At 64.3% G+C, this 16112-nt stretch carries 18 protein-coding genes and 1 other RNA gene; 10 read left to right on the plus strand and 9 right to left on the minus strand.

Annotated elements, in window-relative coordinates; all coding sequences use genetic code 11:
• Positions 1–2: 2 nt before the first annotated feature.
• Together HPO_RS01990 and rnpB are read right to left on the minus strand one after the other, a co-directional pair.
• The gene (locus HPO_RS01990) at positions 3–620 is read right to left on the minus strand and encodes a TetR/AcrR family transcriptional regulator (RefSeq protein ID WP_035593879.1); all 618 of its coding nucleotides are present in this window, start codon (positions 618–620) and stop codon (positions 3–5) included.
• Positions 621–721: 101 nt separating this feature from the next.
• Positions 722–1097, minus strand: an RNA gene (rnpB, locus tag HPO_RS19535) — RNase P RNA component class A.
• Between the two features lie 1191 nt (positions 1098–2288).
• Here rnpB and HPO_RS01995 point away from each other — a divergent pair.
• Positions 2289–3164, plus strand: a complete 876-nt coding sequence (locus HPO_RS01995; protein ID WP_035593880.1) for a YihY/virulence factor BrkB family protein — start codon at positions 2289–2291, stop codon at positions 3162–3164.
• On the opposite strand, the gene HPO_RS02000 is transcribed toward HPO_RS01995, so the two are convergent.
• From HPO_RS02000 to HPO_RS02010, 3 genes are all read right to left on the minus strand, one after another.
• Positions 3122–3856: an N-acetylmuramoyl-L-alanine amidase gene (locus tag HPO_RS02000; RefSeq protein ID WP_035593882.1), complete on the minus strand. Its 735-nt coding sequence runs from the start codon at positions 3854–3856 to the stop codon at positions 3122–3124. The two genes, HPO_RS01995 and HPO_RS02000, sit on opposite strands and share 43 nt — an antisense overlap.
• Positions 3856–4758, minus strand: a complete 903-nt coding sequence (locus HPO_RS02005) for a DMT family transporter (RefSeq protein ID WP_035593884.1) — start codon at positions 4756–4758, stop codon at positions 3856–3858. The genes HPO_RS02000 and HPO_RS02005 overlap by 1 nt, the downstream gene beginning before the upstream one ends.
• 171 nt (positions 4759–4929) lie before the next feature.
• Complete coding sequence (locus HPO_RS02010; protein WP_051612178.1) at positions 4930–5793, minus strand: MBL fold metallo-hydrolase; 864 nt, start codon at positions 5791–5793, stop codon at positions 4930–4932.
• A gap of 119 nt (positions 5794–5912) precedes the next feature.
• On the opposite strand from HPO_RS02010, the gene HPO_RS02015 reads away from it, so the two are divergent.
• From HPO_RS02015 to HPO_RS02035, 5 genes are all read left to right on the plus strand, one after another.
• Positions 5913–6707, plus strand: coding sequence for a sulfite exporter TauE/SafE family protein (locus HPO_RS02015; protein ID WP_035593888.1), 795 nt, complete (start codon positions 5913–5915; stop codon positions 6705–6707).
• Between the two features lie 124 nt (positions 6708–6831).
• The gene (locus tag HPO_RS02020; protein ID WP_035593890.1) at positions 6832–7551 is read left to right on the plus strand and encodes a hypothetical protein; all 720 of its coding nucleotides are present in this window, start codon (positions 6832–6834) and stop codon (positions 7549–7551) included.
• Entirely contained in the window at positions 7551–8177 is a 627-nt protein-coding gene (locus HPO_RS02025) for a class I SAM-dependent methyltransferase (protein WP_035593892.1), read from the plus strand. The genes HPO_RS02020 and HPO_RS02025 overlap by 1 nt, the downstream gene beginning before the upstream one ends.
• Before the next feature lie 161 nt (positions 8178–8338).
• On the plus strand, positions 8339–8995 hold the full coding sequence (locus HPO_RS19495; protein ID WP_051612179.1) for a heme-dependent oxidative N-demethylase subunit alpha family protein: 657 nt from the start codon (positions 8339–8341) through the stop codon (positions 8993–8995).
• A gap of 29 nt (positions 8996–9024) precedes the next feature.
• Complete coding sequence (locus HPO_RS02035; RefSeq protein WP_035593894.1) at positions 9025–9462, plus strand: EVE domain-containing protein; 438 nt, start codon at positions 9025–9027, stop codon at positions 9460–9462.
• A gap of 6 nt (positions 9463–9468) precedes the next feature.
• Here the strand turns inward: HPO_RS02035 and HPO_RS02040 are convergent, their stop codons facing one another.
• The 3 genes from HPO_RS02040 to HPO_RS02050 all read right to left on the minus strand — a co-directional run bounded on the left by HPO_RS02040 (position 9469) and on the right by HPO_RS02050 (position 11073).
• Complete coding sequence (locus HPO_RS02040; RefSeq protein WP_035593896.1) at positions 9469–9900, minus strand: hypothetical protein; 432 nt, start codon at positions 9898–9900, stop codon at positions 9469–9471.
• Between the two features lie 113 nt (positions 9901–10013).
• Entirely contained in the window at positions 10014–10469 is a 456-nt protein-coding gene (locus tag HPO_RS02045) for a hypothetical protein (RefSeq protein ID WP_035593898.1), read from the minus strand.
• A gap of 73 nt (positions 10470–10542) precedes the next feature.
• Positions 10543–11073, minus strand: coding sequence for a D-glycero-alpha-D-manno-heptose-1,7-bisphosphate 7-phosphatase (locus HPO_RS02050; protein ID WP_035593900.1), 531 nt, complete (start codon positions 11071–11073; stop codon positions 10543–10545).
• A 141-nt stretch (positions 11074–11214) separates the two neighbouring features.
• On the opposite strand from HPO_RS02050, the gene HPO_RS02055 reads away from it, so the two are divergent.
• Both HPO_RS02055 and HPO_RS02060 read left to right on the plus strand, forming a co-directional pair.
• On the plus strand, positions 11215–11484 hold the full coding sequence (locus HPO_RS02055) for a hypothetical protein (RefSeq protein WP_035593902.1): 270 nt from the start codon (positions 11215–11217) through the stop codon (positions 11482–11484).
• Positions 11485–11663: 179 nt separating this feature from the next.
• Positions 11664–13847, plus strand: a complete 2184-nt coding sequence (locus HPO_RS02060; RefSeq protein WP_199285898.1) for a putative bifunctional diguanylate cyclase/phosphodiesterase — start codon at positions 11664–11666, stop codon at positions 13845–13847.
• Here the strand turns inward: HPO_RS02060 and HPO_RS02065 are convergent, their stop codons facing one another.
• Positions 13848–15098, minus strand: coding sequence for a TCR/Tet family MFS transporter (locus HPO_RS02065; protein WP_035593904.1), 1251 nt, complete (start codon positions 15096–15098; stop codon positions 13848–13850).
• A gap of 66 nt (positions 15099–15164) precedes the next feature.
• Between HPO_RS02065 and HPO_RS02070 the strand changes: the two genes are divergently transcribed.
• Together HPO_RS02070 and HPO_RS02075 are read left to right on the plus strand one after the other, a co-directional pair.
• Positions 15165–15812, plus strand: coding sequence for a GNAT family N-acetyltransferase (locus HPO_RS02070; RefSeq protein WP_162173993.1), 648 nt, complete (start codon positions 15165–15167; stop codon positions 15810–15812).
• 36 nt (positions 15813–15848) lie between these two features.
• Positions 15849–16103 (plus strand): CBU_0592 family membrane protein, encoded by a 255-nt coding sequence (locus tag HPO_RS02075; protein ID WP_035593908.1) that lies wholly within the window; start codon positions 15849–15851, stop codon positions 16101–16103.
• The last annotated feature ends 9 nt before the right edge of the window (positions 16104–16112 follow it).

Here is a 16112-nt window from a genome sequence, read left to right on the forward strand (position 1 = left end):
CGTCAGGGCGTGAGCGCCTTGCCGAGCCAGACTTGCAGGGTACTGATGACTTTACTGGAGTCTATGGGGGCGGTGGTGGCGCCGCCGAGCAGTTCCTGGTGGAGGCTCATGACCAGCAGGGGCGAGAGGGCGGCGAGCGCGGCGGCGCGCAGCTCGGCCTCGTCCTGCGGGGCGCCGGGGGTGGCGCGCAGCTTGTCGGAGACAGCGCCCAGCGCAGGCTCGAGCACTTTTTCGAGATAGGCCTGGCCGATGGCTTCGTCGGCGAGGCCTTCGATCAGCCCGAATGCATGGGCACGGATGAAACCGCCCAGCCGCATGCCGGCCTCGGAGATGCGGAAATATTCCTCAAAGGCGGTGGCCGGATTGGCCGAGGGCAGGGCGACGACCGCCCAGAGGGGGGCGCCCTTGCGGCCGATATTCTCGAGGATCTCGATGACGAGGCCCTGCCGGTCGCCGAAATAATGGCGCAGGGTCGGCTCGGAGGCATTCATCGCCTGGGCAAACTGGCGCAGCGAGGGGCGGCGCAGATCGGCGGAGAGGGCAAAATCGGTCAGCGCATCGAGCAGGGCGGCGCGTTTCTCGTCAAAGTCATGATTGCGGGCGCCGGCGGGCCTGGGCATTGCAACACGTCTCCATCAGGCACCGGCATTTGCGCGCACCGGTTTCCTACATCACACCGGAGGATATATCCGTCAATCCAGGGCGGGCCGGGCGAAAAAATTAGACCAGATGGCCAATAAGCCGGGTTCTGTTCGTCCCTTGCGGGATCTGGCAGCCATTCCTCTGGGGCGCTCATTACTGAACGCCTCGGCGCGACGCACCCGGGGCACGAGCGGCGGACAGCCCGTATGTGCCCCCTACTTGGTCTTGCTCCGGGCGGGGTTTGCCATGCCAGCCCTGTTACCAGCGCTGCGGTGGGCTCTTACCCCACCCTTTCACCCTTACCCTCGGGCCGAAGCCCTTGGGCGGTTTACTTTCTGTGGCACTTTCCCTCGGCTCACGCCGGGCGGCTGTTAGCCGTCGCCCTGTCCACCTGGAGCCCGGACTTTCCTCCAGTATGGGGTTACCCCCATACCAGCGGCTGCCCGGCCATCTGGTCTGGCGGGGGATATAGGGGGTTTGGGGGCGCAGTGCAAATGGGGGGGGCGGGCGGCTTCGCGCTACGCGCGCCCTCACCTCCCATTGCTGCGCAATGGGCCCCTCCTCTCCCGGAGGGAGAGGGGCTGGGGGTTCACCTCAAGCGCATCGCAAAACCCCTCTCCCGCGAAGTGGGAGGTGAGGGCCTTGGTCCCGAAACGCAAGAAGGCACGAACCCCTTGCGGACTTCGTGCCTTCCCGTGTGTTTCGAATCGGTCTACCGAGACACTGTGCTAGCACTCGATTTCGGTCTTCGATCGACATCAGGCTCTGGAGACAATCCGTTCGAGCGGATTACCTTACATCACCCTCCGGACCCGGACGTTCGCCTTTTCAGGCGCACGCTTCCGTTTCCGTCGCCGCCATGCGCAACCGGGGGGTTGCAAGCATGCGGCTGACCGCCTGCGCTTGCCATTGCTGGCACTCACTTCTTGGTCACCGTCTACGGATCGCGCCCCGTTACGGCATACGGCCCCGTTTGGCTGGGTCTAGCTCCCGCCTCCCGGCCATCGCCTGCTTTATCCCTTCATCTCCACCTGGGCCCTTTGCGCCACCAGTCTCCCGGCTTTGCTCCTGACCCGGTTTCGTCCGGGGGCGATGGACTTGTCCTCCGGTTCCGTTGGCAGGTTTGCTCCTGCCGCGTATTCCGTTGGCTTACCGAAACGATCTCACAAGGCCTCGCCTGAGTCGAGAGGCTGTCCAGATTTTTTCTCGCTGACGGAGAAGAATCTCACAGGTTTCGTTGCGCCTGTGGAATGATTGTGACGTGCTTCAAAAATATGCAACAAAATCAACCGGGCAAGGAGTATCCCTGTCCGGCTGTGCCTGGGCTGAAAAGGTCCTGCGGATGGGGCAAGGGCCCGATTTGTCCGGGGACGGTATATAATTTGTTTGAGGAATGAGATGTCCCCGGCGTCCCGGCTCTGCCTCATCCGCAGGATTGCGGCCTTCGGGCCAGAGCCCTCGGGCAGCAGGTGGATGCCTGGGAGATGACGCCAGGCATGCGCGAGGATGCCCCGCCGCGCGACCCCGGCGGACAGGAGCGAGCGCGGCAGGGCTCTGCCTGTAATGAATGCAGGCGGGGAGGGCATGGACAGGGGCGGGCTAATCCCCGGTTTGTTTCTGCGGCGGACCGTGCCAGAAAGGCAACGATGCTCGAGCGCTGGCGACCCGACTTCATCGATCCTGCAATCCGGGCTGTGCGCCGGCTGGTGCGGCCGGATGTGCGCATTGTCACCGGCGGGATCGCCTTCTATGCGCTGTTCTCGATTTTCCCGCTGATCTACATGACGCTGACGCTGCTGACCTTTTTCCTGCCGCCGGAACTGGCGCATCAGCTGGCCAAGCCGATCACCAATTTCTTCAGCCAGAGTGTGGAGCCGCTGACCTTCGAGGAGGTGGACGCGATCCAGAAGATGACGCCGGCCGGGCTGAGCGTGCGGGCCTTTCTGGCGGCGATCCTGGTGCTGTTTACGGCAACCTCCGGTGCCAAGGCGCTGATTACCGGTATCAGAATGATCGCCGGCACGGCCGACCGGACGAAGTTTGCGCGCTTTCAGGGCACGTCGCTGGCGCTGACGGCGACGCTGATCCTGATCGTGTGGCTGCTGGGGGCAACGCAGCTGATCGCGACGGTGGCGGTGCAGGAGGCCGGGGGCCTGGCGGTGCGCTTTGCCAAGGAGATCGCGACAGTGGTGGACTCGCTCTGGATCTCGAAAGGGGTGGCGAGCTTTGCGGTCTTCTATCTGATCCTGGTGATGTCGCTGCGCGGGCATGTGCGGCGGGGCACGCGGGCGCTGGCGGCGGGCGCAGGGGCGGCGGCGGTGGCCTTTCTGGGCGTGACCTTCCTGTTCCAGCTATACCTGCATTATTCGGTGATGAGCACGATCTATGGCGCGCTGGCGTCGCTGATCCTCGGTTTCATCTGGCTGTCGGCCTCGGTGTCATCGCTGCTGCTGGGGGCGGCGCTGGCGACCGAATGGGCTCATGCCTGGGGCGAGGATGAAGCGCCGGACGCGGACGAGTAGGCCGCAGCGATCTGAGCCAGACGGCGCAGCGTCTCGGTGTCGGCAAGGCCGGTGATGGCGGCGGGCATCCAGCGGCGCTGGAAGGCGCGCAGGGCGGCGGGGATGTCGGCCGTGTCATAGCCGATGGCGGCGAGATGCGCGTTGAGGCGGGAGGCGTCGCCGCCCGACCAGACGCAGGCGGCGCCGGTTTCAGGCTCGGGCCAGAGGCCGAGGCCGGCAGCGGCGAGGCGGGGCCAGGGGAAGTGTTCGCCCGGATCAATCTTGCGGGTGGGGGCGATGTCGGAATGACCGACGAGGCCGGTGGGCGGGATGGCGTGATGGGCCATGATCTCGCGCGAGAGGGCGATGACGGCGGCGATCTGGGCGCCGGGATAGGGCGGCAGGGCGCCGCCAGAGGCGCGGTAGTCATGGCCGCCATTGACGATCTCGATGCCGACGGAGCGGGAGTTGAGATCCTCCAGGCCTTGCCATTTCGACACGCCGGCATGCCAGGCGCGGAGATTTTCCGGCACAAGGCGGGCGATACGGCCATCTTCCCAGACCATGTAATGGGCCGAGACCTTGGCTTCGGGATCCCGCATCCGGGTGAGGGCGGCTTCGCCGCTTTCCATGCCGGTGTAATGCAGCACGAGCAGGGTGACGGGGTGTTTCCGCTCGTCATAGTTCGGGCTGGGGGTGTCTTCGATCTGCATTACGAGTCTCCCGAGGCGGCCTTCTTGCCGAGGGCAGCTTCCGGCATTTTTTCGTTCGGCCGCAGCGCGATGACAAGCACCCCCGACAGCGAGACGATGGCGCCAAGGATGAGGCGCAGGGTGAGCGGCTCGTTCAGGAGGGCGATGCCGAAGATCACGCCCCAGATCGGCGTCATCAGCGTGAGGGGGGAGAGGAGGGAGACGTCATACTTCTTCAGGAGGGTGTAGAAGGCCGAATGGCCGAACACCGACACGCCGAGGATGGCGAAGGCGCTGGCGGCCCAGACCATCCAGCCGCCATGGATATAGGCGTCGAGCTGGTTCGTCTCCATCACGAAGGAGAGGGCGAACAGCGGCGCGAAGCTGAACGCGCCGACCCAGGCCTGCATCCGCAGGGCGGAAATTTTCGGCATCGACTTCATGATGATGCCGCCCGCCGAGCCGACGAAGGCGGAGCCGATGATGTAGAGCAGGCCATAGGAGACCGAGAAGCTGCCCGGATCGAAGGCGATGATGATGACGCCGATGAAGGCGAGGAAGATGCCGAGCGCGCGGCGCCAGCGGATGACCTCGCCCAGGAACAGCATGCTCATCAGCGTGGAGATAGGCACGCCGAGCTGGCCGGTGACGGCGACGGCGGAGGCCTCGGCATGCTGCAGGCCGATGAAGAGGAGCGCGAAATGCACGCTGCCGATCATGATGGAGACCAGGAACAGCGTGCGCAGGTTTGGCGGGCGCGGGAAGAGGAAGGGCACAAGGCACACCGCGACGCCGAGGAAACGCAGCGCGGCAAAGAAGATCGGCGGAATGGCCATGTCGGCCACGGCCCAGCGCGTGACGACAAGGTTCAGCCCCCAGACGAGGCAGACGGCGCAGAGGAGGAGGAAGTCGCGTATGGCCATGATGCCTCCGGCCCTATCAGGCTTTGGCGGGCCTGGGCAGGGGGCGCGTTGGGGTAGGCTGGTAGGGGAGGTATGCGGCGGCTTGTGCCGGTTGGCTTTCCCCCCTCCGTCATCCGGCTTCGCGGGGTACGCCCAATCCTTCCTGCGAAGCGGAGGGGGCTCGCTAGCGTGTTATTTGCCGAGCCGGTTTACCGGCAGGCGGAGGTAGGTTTGCCCGTCAGACTCTGCGGGCGGGAGGCGGCCGGCGCGGATGTTGACTTGCAGGGAGGGGAGGATGAGGCGCGGGGCGCTTAAGGTCTGGTCGCGGGCGGTGCGCATCGCGACGAACGCTTCCTCCGAGACGCCCTCATGCATGTGGACGTTTGCGGCGCGGTGCTCTCCGACGGTGGCTTCCCAGGCATGGGTGTCGCGGCCTTTCGGGAGATAGTCATGGCCGGTGAAGATGCGGGTTTCCGGTGACAGGGCGAGCAGCTTGCGGATCGAGCGGTAGAGCGCATGCGCGTCGCCGCCCGGAAAGTCTGCCCGCGCGGTGCCATAGTCGGGCATGAAGACGGTATCGCCGACAAAGGCCGCGTCGCCGATCAGATAGGTGAGGCAGGCGGCGGTATGGCCCGGCGTGTGCAGCACACGGATGGTTTCGTTGCCGAGGGGGATTTCGTCGCCTTCATGGAAGAGAGCGTCGAAGACGGTTTCATCCGGCGCGTCAGATGTGGGCCCAAACATCGGGCGGAAGGTTTTCTGAACCTCGGTGATATGCGCGCCGATGCCGATTTTGGCGCCGGTTTTCTGGCGGATGTAATCGGCCGCCGAGAGATGATCGGCATGGGCGTGGGTGTCGAGCGCCCAGACGATGTTCAGCCCTTCAGCCTCTGCGGCGGCGAGCACGTCGTCTGCCGATTTGGTGGAGAGGCGGGCTGGGGCGGGATCGAAATCGAGCACGGGGTCGATGATCGCGGCCTGGCGGGTGGCGCCGTCCCAGACGAGATAGGTGACGGTGTTGGTGGCCGTGTCGAAGAAGGCTTTGATCTCTGGCATTTTATGGTCCTTTCGGGCGGCGGGCTTATCTGCGTTGGTGCTAATATATGAGGCGTTGCTAATTTAGCAAGTTCTCATATATTTAAGGCTGTTCAAGCCCGACGGCGAAGGAGCCGCAGATGGACCTTACCTTGCCTGTGATACTGGCCGCGCTGGCCAGCGGCGCACTGGTCGGCGTGTTTCTCGGCACATTCGGGGGTGGGGGCAGCGTTCTGGCCGCACCGCTGCTGATCTATGCGGTGGGCGTGAAAGACCCGCATGTGGCGATCGGGACATCGGCCGCCGCCGTGGCGGCGATCGCGCTGGTGAGCCTGGTGGGTCACTGGCGGGCAAAGCGGGTGAAATGGCCGTGCGCGGGCGCGTTTGCCGTTGCGGGGATTCTGGGATCGGTGGCGGGGTCGCAGCTGGCGCTGCGGGTGGATGGCACCTGGCTGCTGGCGGCCTTTGCCCTGGCGATGGCGGCGATTGGCCTCTCGATGTTCCGCAAGCCGAAGGGGGAGGGCAATCCAGACGTGCATATTACGCCGTCGATCATGGCGCGCATCCTGCCGCTGGGCCTGCTGACCGGGCTGGCGGCGGGCTTTTTCGGGATTGGCGGCGGCTTCCTGATTGTGCCCGGCCTGATGATGGCGACGGGGATGACGCTGTCCAATGCCATGGCCTCTTCGCTGGTTTCGGTGGCGCTGTTCGGGGCGACGACCTCGGCAAACTATGCCCTGGCGGGGCAGGTGGACTTTCCGCTGGTGGGCCTGGTGCTGGCGGGCGGGGCCGTGGGCGGGCTGATCGGTGTGCGCGTGGCGCGGGCGCTGGCCGGGCGGGTGGCCCTGGCGCGGAAGGGCTTTGCGGCGATGATTGTGGGGGTGGCGGGCTATGTTGGCTGGAACGCTGTGCTTGGAATTTTCGCAACTTCCTGATTTTACGGCCGTTATGAATTGCAGCAGCCCTGCGAAAGGTTGCTAAATCCGCCGCAAAGCGCTGATATGAAGTTTAACAGGGTTAACTTGGCCCCGGCCGCGGCGCCGGGCAGGGAGATGTTTGATGGGCCTGATCTGGTGGATTATGCCGTCGATTGCCGGGGTGATTGGCCTCATCCTCCTGTTCGCAGGGTTTGGCAAACTGGCCAATCTGAAGCCTTTTGCCGGGGTGACGCGGCTCGCCTTCGGCACGGCCTTTGTGGGGCTGGCCGGGATGGTCGCCTTTATCGGGCTCAACATTCAGACTTACAAGCGCCTCACCTATGAGCGGCCGGTGGCGGTAGTGAAGTTTGTGGCCGTGCCGGGACAGGCCGACGCCTATACGGCGGACGTGACCTTCTCTGATGGCACGCATCTGCTCCAGGCCGATGGCTCGCAGCCGGTTTTCCGGGGCAATGAATGGCAGATCGGCGCGCGCGTGATCAAGTTCAAGCCGATGGCAAACATTCTGGGGTATGACTCGATCTACCGGATCGAGCATATGCGCTCGACCAACTCGATGCAGTTTTCCTCCGAAGCTGTGACCGAGGGCAAGATTGACGGCATACGGATCGTCACCACCGAGCCGGGAATTGATGTCTCGAAACTGGCCGATACCTATGGATCGCGCTTCGGAGTGGACGCCGAATACGGCTCGGCCACCTATCAGCCGATGGGCGATGGGTTTGAATATGAAGTCTCGATCACGCAGGACGCCCTGATCGCGCGGCCGACCGAGGCGACGCGGACGCTGATCCAATCAAAATCCTATCCGGGCTTCATTCCGACACGGCGGGAAAACTGATGAACCCCTGGGAGCGGTATGTCGTTCCGCATCTGATTTCATGTGCCTGCGCGACGCGGCCGATCATGAAACAGCGGGAAAAGGTGGTGCCGGAGGCCGAAGGCGTGGTGCTGGAGCTGGGCTGCGGCGCGGGCACGAACTTTGCCATGTATGATGCCGGCAAGGTAGACCATCTCTACGCGCTGGAGCCGGCGCCGGGGATGGTGGTGAAGGCCAAGCGCACGGCCAGCGAGCTCGGCATCGGCAAGAGCATCGATTTCCTTGAGACCGGCGCGGAGAATATTCCGCTGACAAACAATTCGGTGGACACCGCCGTCATCACCTTTGTGCTGTGTACCATTCCGGACTGGAAGTCGGCGCTGGCGGAGACAAAGCGTGTGCTGAAGCCGGGTGGGAAGATCGTGTTCACCGAGCATGGGCTGGCACCGGACGAGGGCGTGGCCAAATGGCAGCGCCGGGTGGAGCCTGTTTGGAAGGCGCTGGCGGGTGGATGCCATCTGACACGGGATACCGGCGCGATGCTGCGCGAGGCGGGCTTCGCGCTGGAAGGGGCCGAGACGATGTATCTGCCCAATACGCCGAAGATTGCCGGCTATGTCAGCTGGGGCGCGGCGCGGATCGCGTGAAGCGATGCGCGCGCCGCCCTATCTTCCATTTCTGAATGGTCCCCTGAGCCTGGCACCGGGCCTGCGCCCGATTGCGCCGGAGACGTGGCTTTGTCCGGATACGGAGGCAGATGCGTTGGCGGAGAAGCGCGCGCTGATGCGGGATCGGCGCGGTGAGGTTTATGGCGCGCGCGGGCAGCGAGGCGGCGACGGGGGAGCTGGCAGCGGCGGTGCACGGCGCGGCGGGGCCAACGGTGGGCGCCTGGCCAAGCGCGCTGGAGGGGGCGGCGAGTGCGGTTTCCGATGATCTCTGCCTGCTGATGAAGGATGAGGCGGGGTTCTGGCGGCTGGAGGCGGGAAGCCTTTGCGCGCCGACCTTCTGGCGGCTCGGCGAGCCGCTGGGCGGGCTGCATGGGCCGGTGCCGGGGGCAAATACTGGCATGGTGGGGCGCATTCACAGAATGTTTGACGCGCTGCGGCCCGGCCAGGTGCTGGAGCGGTTCAACTGGACCGTTCAGCCGGGGACGGAGCGGTTTACGCCGAGCCAGGCGCCGTTCAAGGAGCGGGCAGCGGAGATGGATGAGACCGGCGCGCTGGACGGGCTGTGGCTGCGCGTGGAGCGGCAGACGATTTCGAAGCTGGCAGTTTCCGGCGCGGTGGTGTTCACGATTCGGGTGGCGATTGATCCTTTGCGGGCGGTGCTGGCCGGGCCGGGGCATGCCGAGGCGTTTGCTGCAGCGTGGGAGGGGATTGATCCGGTGCTGGCGGACTATAAAGGCTGGCAGCATTACCAGCGCCTGGTTCGCGCGGCGCTGGCGCAGGCGCGCCGTGGCGGCTAAAGCAGGGATAGATCAAGGAAGGACCGCATATGCAATACTGGCTGATGAAATCGGAACCCGACGCCTGGGGCTGGGAGCAGCAGGTGAAACGCGGCGCGGCGGGCGAGATCTGGTCAGGCGTGCGCAACTATACCGCGCGCAATCATATGCGGGCGATGAAGCTGGGCGATCAGGTGTTTTTCTACCACTCCAATATCGGGTTGGAGATTGTCGGCATCTGCGAGGTGAATGAACTGTCCAAGCAGGATCCGACGACGGACGATGCGCGCTGGGACTGTGTGACCATCCGCGCGCTGGCGCCGATGCCCAGGCCGGTGAAGCTGAAGGACGTAAAGGAAAACCCGAAGCTGGAAGGGATGAGTCTCGTCACCTCTTTCCGCCTCTCTGTGCAGCCGGTGACGGCGGCGGAATGGAAAGAGGTCTGCCGGATGGGCGGGATTGATCCGAAAACGCTGAAAGCTGTTTAGAGCGCGCTATTCTGCCGGGCAGGCGCCTGCGTTGTGGCTGATGGCGAGCACGACGCCCGGAATAAACAGATCTTCCCCGAGACCGAAGATGACGTCAGCCATGATGCTGAGTTCGTCGGGCGTTGAAGCAATGATGACATCTCCTTCCGAGATGGTGCCGCCGGTGCATTCGATAGCGAGCTCTGTGCCTTCTTCGGTCTCTTCTTCGCTGAGAACCGTACACTGACCTTCTGGCTCGATCCGGGCCAGAAGGTCGGCAGTGGAGAGCGCGACGGTCTCGCCCTGGAGGCAATCGCTGAGGGGGCGTTCGTCCAGAAAGGCATCGGTTGCGACGGTGAGTTGACCTTCCCAGAGGCCACCATTGAGGGTTACCGGGCCTGCGAAGGCGGGCAGCGTGGTGGCAAGCGAGAGACAGGAAAGGCTGATGAGTTTGCGCATGTTGAGGGTTGCCTGTGGGCGGGACCGCGAAGCATGAGAGGCCTCTGAGGTGCGGTGACGCGCTTTGTTCAGCATGCCGCGCGACCGGGCGCCATCCCCCGGAACCGGGGGGATCAGCCGGCCGGGCAGGCGCCAGCGTGGGCGAAGCTGATCTGGACCACGCCGGAGGGTTTTGCCGCTTCGTCTGCGCTGAAGCTCAGATCAGCATGGACGTTCAGGCGGGTCGCGTCGCCATTGGTGACGATCTCGCCATAGGTGAAGGCGCCGTCCGTGCAGTTGATCTGTGTCATGATGAAGTGGTCAGTGATGGATTGCTGTTGCGCGATGGTGCAGCGGCCCGCCGGGTCGATATGGGAGAGGACAAGCTCTTCCACCGTGATGCGGGCAGGGGCGCCCATGAGGCATTGGGAGACGGGACCGGCCTTGGCATAGGCGGCCCCGGGCGAGGTGATCTCTCCCTGCCAGAGGCCAGCTTCGACGGGGACGGACAGGGAGGGCGCCCGCTCGGCAGCGGCCGGGAGGGTGACCGCGCTGGCGGCGGCGAGCGCGGCAGAGATCAAACGGAGCATGGCGAGCCTCGGGCAAAGGAGACTTCAGTAAGCACGTGCGGGAGGGGTGCGGGTATCCCCTGATCCGGGGGGATCAGCCCCGGTTGCCATCCTCGAAGCTGGCCAGGGTCCATTCGGCGAAGCGCTCGAGATTGCCGCCGGCGAAGAGGAAGCCAGCGACGCCGGCGGCTTTGGCCGCTTCGATGTCGGCGTCCTTGTCTCCGATCAGGAAACTTGCCTCGCGCTTGACCGGGAAGTCCGCCATGGCGCGCAGGAGCATGCCAGGCTTCGGTTTTCGGTCGAAACTGTCCTTCCGGTAACGGAGGTTTTCGCCTTCTTCATGGAAGGGGCAGAAATAGATGCGGTCGATCTGCGCGCCCTTTTCGGCGAGGCGGGCCTGCATCCAGTCATGCAGGGCGTGCATGTCGTTTTCAGTGTAGTAATTCCGCGCAATGCCGGACTGGTTGGTGACGACGAAGACGTACCAGCCGCGCTTGTTGAAAGCGGCAATTGCCTCGGCGGCGCCTTCGACGAATTCGAAGTCCTCAATCCGGCTGACATAGCCCCGGTCGATATTGATGACGCCGTCTCTATCCAGGAAGAGGGCGGGGCGATGTTTGATCATGGGTTCTATGTGGCAGCTTCGCGGGAGGATGCAACCTTCTCCAGAGGCGCGAAAGGGCTCGACAGTCAAGGACTTCCAAGGAAGGGTTGCCCTTACGACAGGCCGGAGATGCCTGCGCGGACCCTGAGGGAGGGACAAGATATGGAACAATATATTCCGCTGATCGTCAGCGCGCTGGGCGGCACGGTGCTGGGGCCAATCGTTGCCAGATTGCTGGGCGGCAGCGGCATGATGGGCGTTGCCGGCGGCATCCTGGGCGGGATCGGCGCGCATTACGGCGCTGAGGCCGCGGGTGTCGGACTGCTTTTTGGCAGTTCGCCGATGATGATTCATCTGCAGAACTTTCTTGAAGGGGGTGTAGGGGGCGCCATCCTCGGGTTGCTCGCAGGTGCGGTGCTGAAGAAGCGCTGACCTGTAGGCGCTGCACCAGAGGCCGCCCCGTGGAGGGGGCGGCCTGATGGTGCCAAAGGAAAAGAAAATATGCTTATTTTTTAACGCCTTACCGGCAGGCGAGCCCTTGTTTGCCTAATAATGCGGTAACCAATTTTCCTGCACAGGGCTGTCCAACACAAAAAGGAAAGCATGGGCAGATGGCAGCAGGGCAGACGAACCAGTATGCGATGAGCGGGCATGGCGGCATCTATGCGGGCGGCGAACGCAGCCTCATGGACCATCACATCTGGCATCATGATCTTGGCCTTGTCGCGCTGGCTGCCGTGATCTGTCTGGCGGGGTCTTGGGTGACGCTGCAGTTGTTCCGGCGCTCGGCCGGCGTGGCAGGCTTTCAGCGGGCAGGCTGGCTGATCCTGACGTCTGTGGCGGCGGGCGCAGCGATCTGGTGTACGCATTTCATCGCCATGCTGGGATTTGATCCCGGCGTTCCTTTTTCCTTTGACCCGATACTGACGATTGTGTCGCTGATCGTAGCGATTACGGGCGCTGTGGCGGGCTTCAGCCTTGCCACGATCCGGCAGCTGACGATTGCGCCCTGGGTGGGCGGGGCATTTGTCGGCCTCGCCATCACGGCCATGCACTATACGGGCATGATGGGTTATGCCGTGCAGGGGATCGTGACCTGGAACATGCTGCTGCTGTTCCTGTCGATCGGCTTTTCGGTTGTGCTTTCAGCCGTTGCCGTGCGCCTGGCGCGTCATGCGCGCACGCTGGGCCGGCAGCTGACCGCTGTGGGCGTGTTCGTGGCCGCCATTGTTCTGCTGCACTTTACCGGAATGGCAGCCTTCCAGTTCGAGCCGCTCGGCGTGACGTTGATCGAACCCATGCAGGGCGCGATCCAGGCCCTGGCGATGGCGATTGCCTGCGTCGGCTTCCTCATCATCGGCGCGGGCGTCGCCAGCTATCTGATTGATGCCAGTGTACGGACAGACTCCTATGAGCAGTTGCGGCAGATGGCCGTAACCGACAGCCTGACCGGGTTGCCTAACCGGGTGAGCTTCAACAGCCGGCTTGACCACGAGATTGATCATGCCAAGGCGCAGGACATTCAGGTGGCGCTGGTTTGTATCGACCTGGACCGGTTCAAGGAGATCAATGATCTGCGCGGGCATGGCGCCGGCGACGAGGTGCTGAGAACGCTGGCGGAGCGGATGAATTATCTGTTGCGCGACGGGGAATTTGTGGCGCGTCTTGGCGGGGATGAGTTTGCGGCCGTGAAGCGCATGCAGACCCCGTCCGAACTGGCGGATTTTCTGGCCCGGCTTGAGGCGGTGCTGTTTGAGCCCATTCCGCTGGACGAGTTCCGGGTGACGCCTGGCGCTAGTCTTGGGGTGGCGATCTATCCGCAGGATGCGGCGGACAAGCTGGCGCTGATTGGGAACGCAGACCTTGCGATGTATCGCGCGAAGGCCACACCAGCGACTGCCGTAGCTTTCTATGACCCGTCGATGGATGAGCTGGTTCGGGAACGGAAGAACCTTGCCAATGAGCTGCGCCTGGCCTTTGACCGGGATGAACTGGATATCTACTTCCAGGTCCAGAAGTCAGTCGCCACGGGCGAGGTGCGCGGCTATGAAGCGCTGGTGCGCTGGCATCACCCTGAACGGGGCAATGTTTCGCCAGCGGAATTCATTCCGATTGCGGAAGAATATGGCCTGATCCTGCAGCTGGGCGAATGGGTGCTGCGGGAAGCCTGCGCGCGAGCGGCGAAATGGGAGCCCGCCTACAAGGTGGCGGTGAACGTTTCGCCGATGCAGTTTGCGCATGCCGATCTGCCGCGCATGGTTCTCGAGACGCTGGTTGAAACAGGACTTGCGGCCAACCGGCTGGAACTGGAACTGACGGAATCGACGATTTTCTCCGACAAGGAGCGCTCGCTGCACATGCTGCGCCAGATCAAGGGCATGGGCGTGACGATTGCGCTGGACGATTTCGGCACGGGTTATTCCTCGCTGGATACCCTGCGCACATTTCCGTTCGACAAGATCAAGCTGGACAAGTCCTTTGTCGATCAGGTGGAGTCGAGCGAGCAGACGGCGGCCATGGTGCGCGCGGTGCTAGCGCTTGGGCGCAGCCTGAAGATACCGGTTCTGGCTGAGGACATCGAGAATGCCGAGCAGCTCAGTATGCTGTCGATAGAGGGGTGTGACGAGGTGCAGGGTTTCCTGCTGGGGCGGCCTCTGCCGATTGACCGGATCGTGAGTACGGGTCAGCTTACGCTGCTGCCGGAGGCGGAGAGGGCACCGGTTGAGCAGCGCCGCAGAGCGGCTGGCCTGGCCGGCGACGAATATGAGCCGGCGCGGAAAGCAACCGCTTCCTGATCAGGGCGTGCCCGCCGGCAGGGCGCCGCGATTGACGGCAAGCCCGCGCTGGAAGGGCAGGAAGGCGAGCGCCGTGAGCAGCGCGGCGAGCAGGAAGGCTGCGCCCGCGAACTGGATCGGCGCGCCTTCACGGGAAAAGCTGAACAGCGTCGCGCTCATGATCAGGGGGCCGATGATCATGCCCAGCGCATTGAGGCTGGAGGCCGCGCCCTGAAGCTCGCCCTGCGCATCGGGCGGGGTGAGGCTGGACATCAGGCCGTTGGCCGCCGGCATGGTGACCCCGCCAAGCGCGGCAAACGGAATGATGAAATATATGAAGACCGGATTGGCCGCGAAGGCGAAGGCCGTCATCGCGATGACATTGACGCTGTAGCCGAGTATGATGGTGCGCACGGTGCCGAGGCGTTTGAGGATGAGGCCCATGAGGCCCGCCTGAACGACCGCCGCGCCGACGCCGACGGCCCCAAGCGACAGGCCGATCTGCATCGGCGACCAGTCGTACCGGATTTCGCCGTGCACGGCCCAGGTGGCGGGGAAGACGGTGTGGGCGAGGAAGAAGATGCCGCCCGCGATGAGAAACCAGGAGACCTGAGGCAGCTTTGAGAAATGACGCGCGGCGCCCAGCGGGTTCGCGCGTTTGAAGTTCAGCGCGCGGCGGCGCTCCTTCGGCAGGGATTCGGGCAGCACGAAGACGCCATAGAGGAAGTTCACGAAGGCGAGGCCGACGGCGGCGAAGAAGGGCACGCGGGGCCCAAGCTCTCCCAGCAGGCCGCCGATCACCGGGCCGAAGATGAAGCCGAGGCCGAAAGAGGCGCCGATGAAGCCGAAGGCGCGGCCGCGCTCCGCCGGGGTGGTGGTGTCGGCAATATAGGCGTTGGCGGTGGAGAAGGTGGCGCCCGATATGCCCGCGAGCGCCCGGCCGAGGAACAGCAGCCAGATATTCGGGGCAAGGCCCATGATGAGGAAATCGAGCCCGAGGGTGGCCATCGACACCAGCAGCACCGGGCGGCGGCCAAACCTGTCTGACAGGGCGCCGATCACCGGGCCGAACAGGAAGGTCATCACCGCATAGGTGGCCGCAAGCCCGCCCAGCCAGAGGGTGGCATCCGAAGGCGGGACATGCGCCAGATCCTGGATCAGGGTCGGCAGGACCGGGATGATCAACCCAAAGGCAAGATGGTCTATGAAGACCGTCACCAGAACGAAGAAAAAGGCATTCCGCCCGGGCGGGCGCGTCGCGGTGTCGATCATGGCGCAGGAATGTCGGCAAGGCGCGCCCGCAGTCAAACGAAATTGTGCATGCCAGGAAGAGAGGGCTTGGCAGGAACCGGGGAAAGCTGCGAGTTTGGGCGGATGGCAGGCGAACTTCCGATCACGCGCATACCGGCCTCGCCTGAAAAGGCCGAGGCGATCCGCTGCGCGGTGCGCCTGGCGACGCGGTTGGGCGACTCGCGGCTGGCGCGGATGGAGGATGCGGGCGGCCTGTTTGCGCTGCTGTCTGACCCGGCCGTGCATGCGCCGATCTATACGCTGCCGCGCCCGCTGACCGGGCGGAGCGTGGAGGATTTCATCGAGACGCACATTCTGGAGCGCGAGGCGGGGATTGGCCTGCTCTTTGTGCGCGAGGGGGAGGATGGGCGGGTCATGGGCTATTCGGATGTGCAGGTGTGGCCGGAATTTGCCGCGGGCGAACTCGGCGGGGCGCTGCACCCCTCGCTGCACGGGCAGGGCAGCGGCGCGCGCGGGGCGGCGGCGAGCTTTGCCTGGATGTTCGAGGGGCTTGGGCTGGATCTGCTCTGCGAAACGGCCGCGCTCGACAATGTGGCAACCCAGCGCCTGCTCGACGGGCTAGGCTTTGCGCGGAAAGGGGAGGTTACCAGCACGCGCAGCGATGGAACAAGCCGGGCCAGTCTCGTCTGGGAGATGACGCGGGCGGACTGGGACGCGCGCCACGGCAAAGTCTGATTGCCAAGTCGGCGGCGACCGGCTAGCGGGCGCGCCATGACGATCACGGAACTTCTTATCGAGGCAGCCGGCTGGACCGGCGCAGCGCTGATCCTGGGCGCGTATATCCTGTTGTCGCTTGGGCGGCTGCAGGGGAACTCGCCCGCCTATCAGTGGGCGAATGTGATCGGCGCGGCAGGGTTTATCCTCAATAGCGGCTATCACGGGGCGATCCCGTCCGTAGCGATCAACATACTCTGGGTGGCGATCGGCGTGTTTGCGCTGTGGCGGATTTACAAGGCAGCGGCCTAGCCTGAGACC

This window comes from Hyphomonas polymorpha PS728 (assembly GCF_000685315.1).
GTDB lineage: Bacteria > Pseudomonadota > Alphaproteobacteria > Caulobacterales > Hyphomonadaceae > Hyphomonas > Hyphomonas polymorpha.

Excerpts from the sequence above, each read along its gene's own strand:
- HPO_RS01990 (WP_035593879.1), bottom strand. The coding sequence starts at position 620 with ATGCCCAGGCCCGCCGGCGCCCGCAATCATGACTTTGACGAGAAACGC.
- HPO_RS01995 (WP_035593880.1), top strand. The coding sequence starts at position 2,289 with ATGCTCGAGCGCTGGCGACCCGACTTCATCGATCCTGCAATCCGGGCT.
- HPO_RS02000 (WP_035593882.1), bottom strand. The coding sequence starts at position 3,856 with ATGCAGATCGAAGACACCCCCAGCCCGAACTATGACGAGCGGAAACAC.
- HPO_RS02005 (WP_035593884.1), bottom strand. The coding sequence starts at position 4,758 with ATGGCCATACGCGACTTCCTCCTCCTCTGCGCCGTCTGCCTCGTCTGG.
- HPO_RS02010 (WP_051612178.1), bottom strand. The coding sequence starts at position 5,793 with ATGCCAGAGATCAAAGCCTTCTTCGACACGGCCACCAACACCGTCACC.
- HPO_RS02015 (WP_035593888.1), top strand. The coding sequence starts at position 5,913 with ATGGACCTTACCTTGCCTGTGATACTGGCCGCGCTGGCCAGCGGCGCA.
- HPO_RS02020 (WP_035593890.1), top strand. The coding sequence starts at position 6,832 with ATGGGCCTGATCTGGTGGATTATGCCGTCGATTGCCGGGGTGATTGGC.
- HPO_RS02025 (WP_035593892.1), top strand. The coding sequence starts at position 7,551 with ATGAACCCCTGGGAGCGGTATGTCGTTCCGCATCTGATTTCATGTGCC.
- HPO_RS19495 (WP_051612179.1), top strand. The coding sequence starts at position 8,339 with ATGGCGCGCGCGGGCAGCGAGGCGGCGACGGGGGAGCTGGCAGCGGCG.
- HPO_RS02035 (WP_035593894.1), top strand. The coding sequence starts at position 9,025 with ATGCAATACTGGCTGATGAAATCGGAACCCGACGCCTGGGGCTGGGAG.
- HPO_RS02040 (WP_035593896.1), bottom strand. The coding sequence starts at position 9,900 with ATGCGCAAACTCATCAGCCTTTCCTGTCTCTCGCTTGCCACCACGCTG.
- HPO_RS02045 (WP_035593898.1), bottom strand. The coding sequence starts at position 10,469 with ATGCTCCGTTTGATCTCTGCCGCGCTCGCCGCCGCCAGCGCGGTCACC.
- HPO_RS02050 (WP_035593900.1), bottom strand. The coding sequence starts at position 11,073 with ATGATCAAACATCGCCCCGCCCTCTTCCTGGATAGAGACGGCGTCATC.
- HPO_RS02055 (WP_035593902.1), top strand. The coding sequence starts at position 11,215 with ATGGAACAATATATTCCGCTGATCGTCAGCGCGCTGGGCGGCACGGTG.
- HPO_RS02060 (WP_199285898.1), top strand. The coding sequence starts at position 11,664 with ATGGCAGCAGGGCAGACGAACCAGTATGCGATGAGCGGGCATGGCGGC.
- HPO_RS02065 (WP_035593904.1), bottom strand. The coding sequence starts at position 15,098 with ATGATCGACACCGCGACGCGCCCGCCCGGGCGGAATGCCTTTTTCTTC.
- HPO_RS02075 (WP_035593908.1), top strand. The coding sequence starts at position 15,849 with ATGACGATCACGGAACTTCTTATCGAGGCAGCCGGCTGGACCGGCGCA.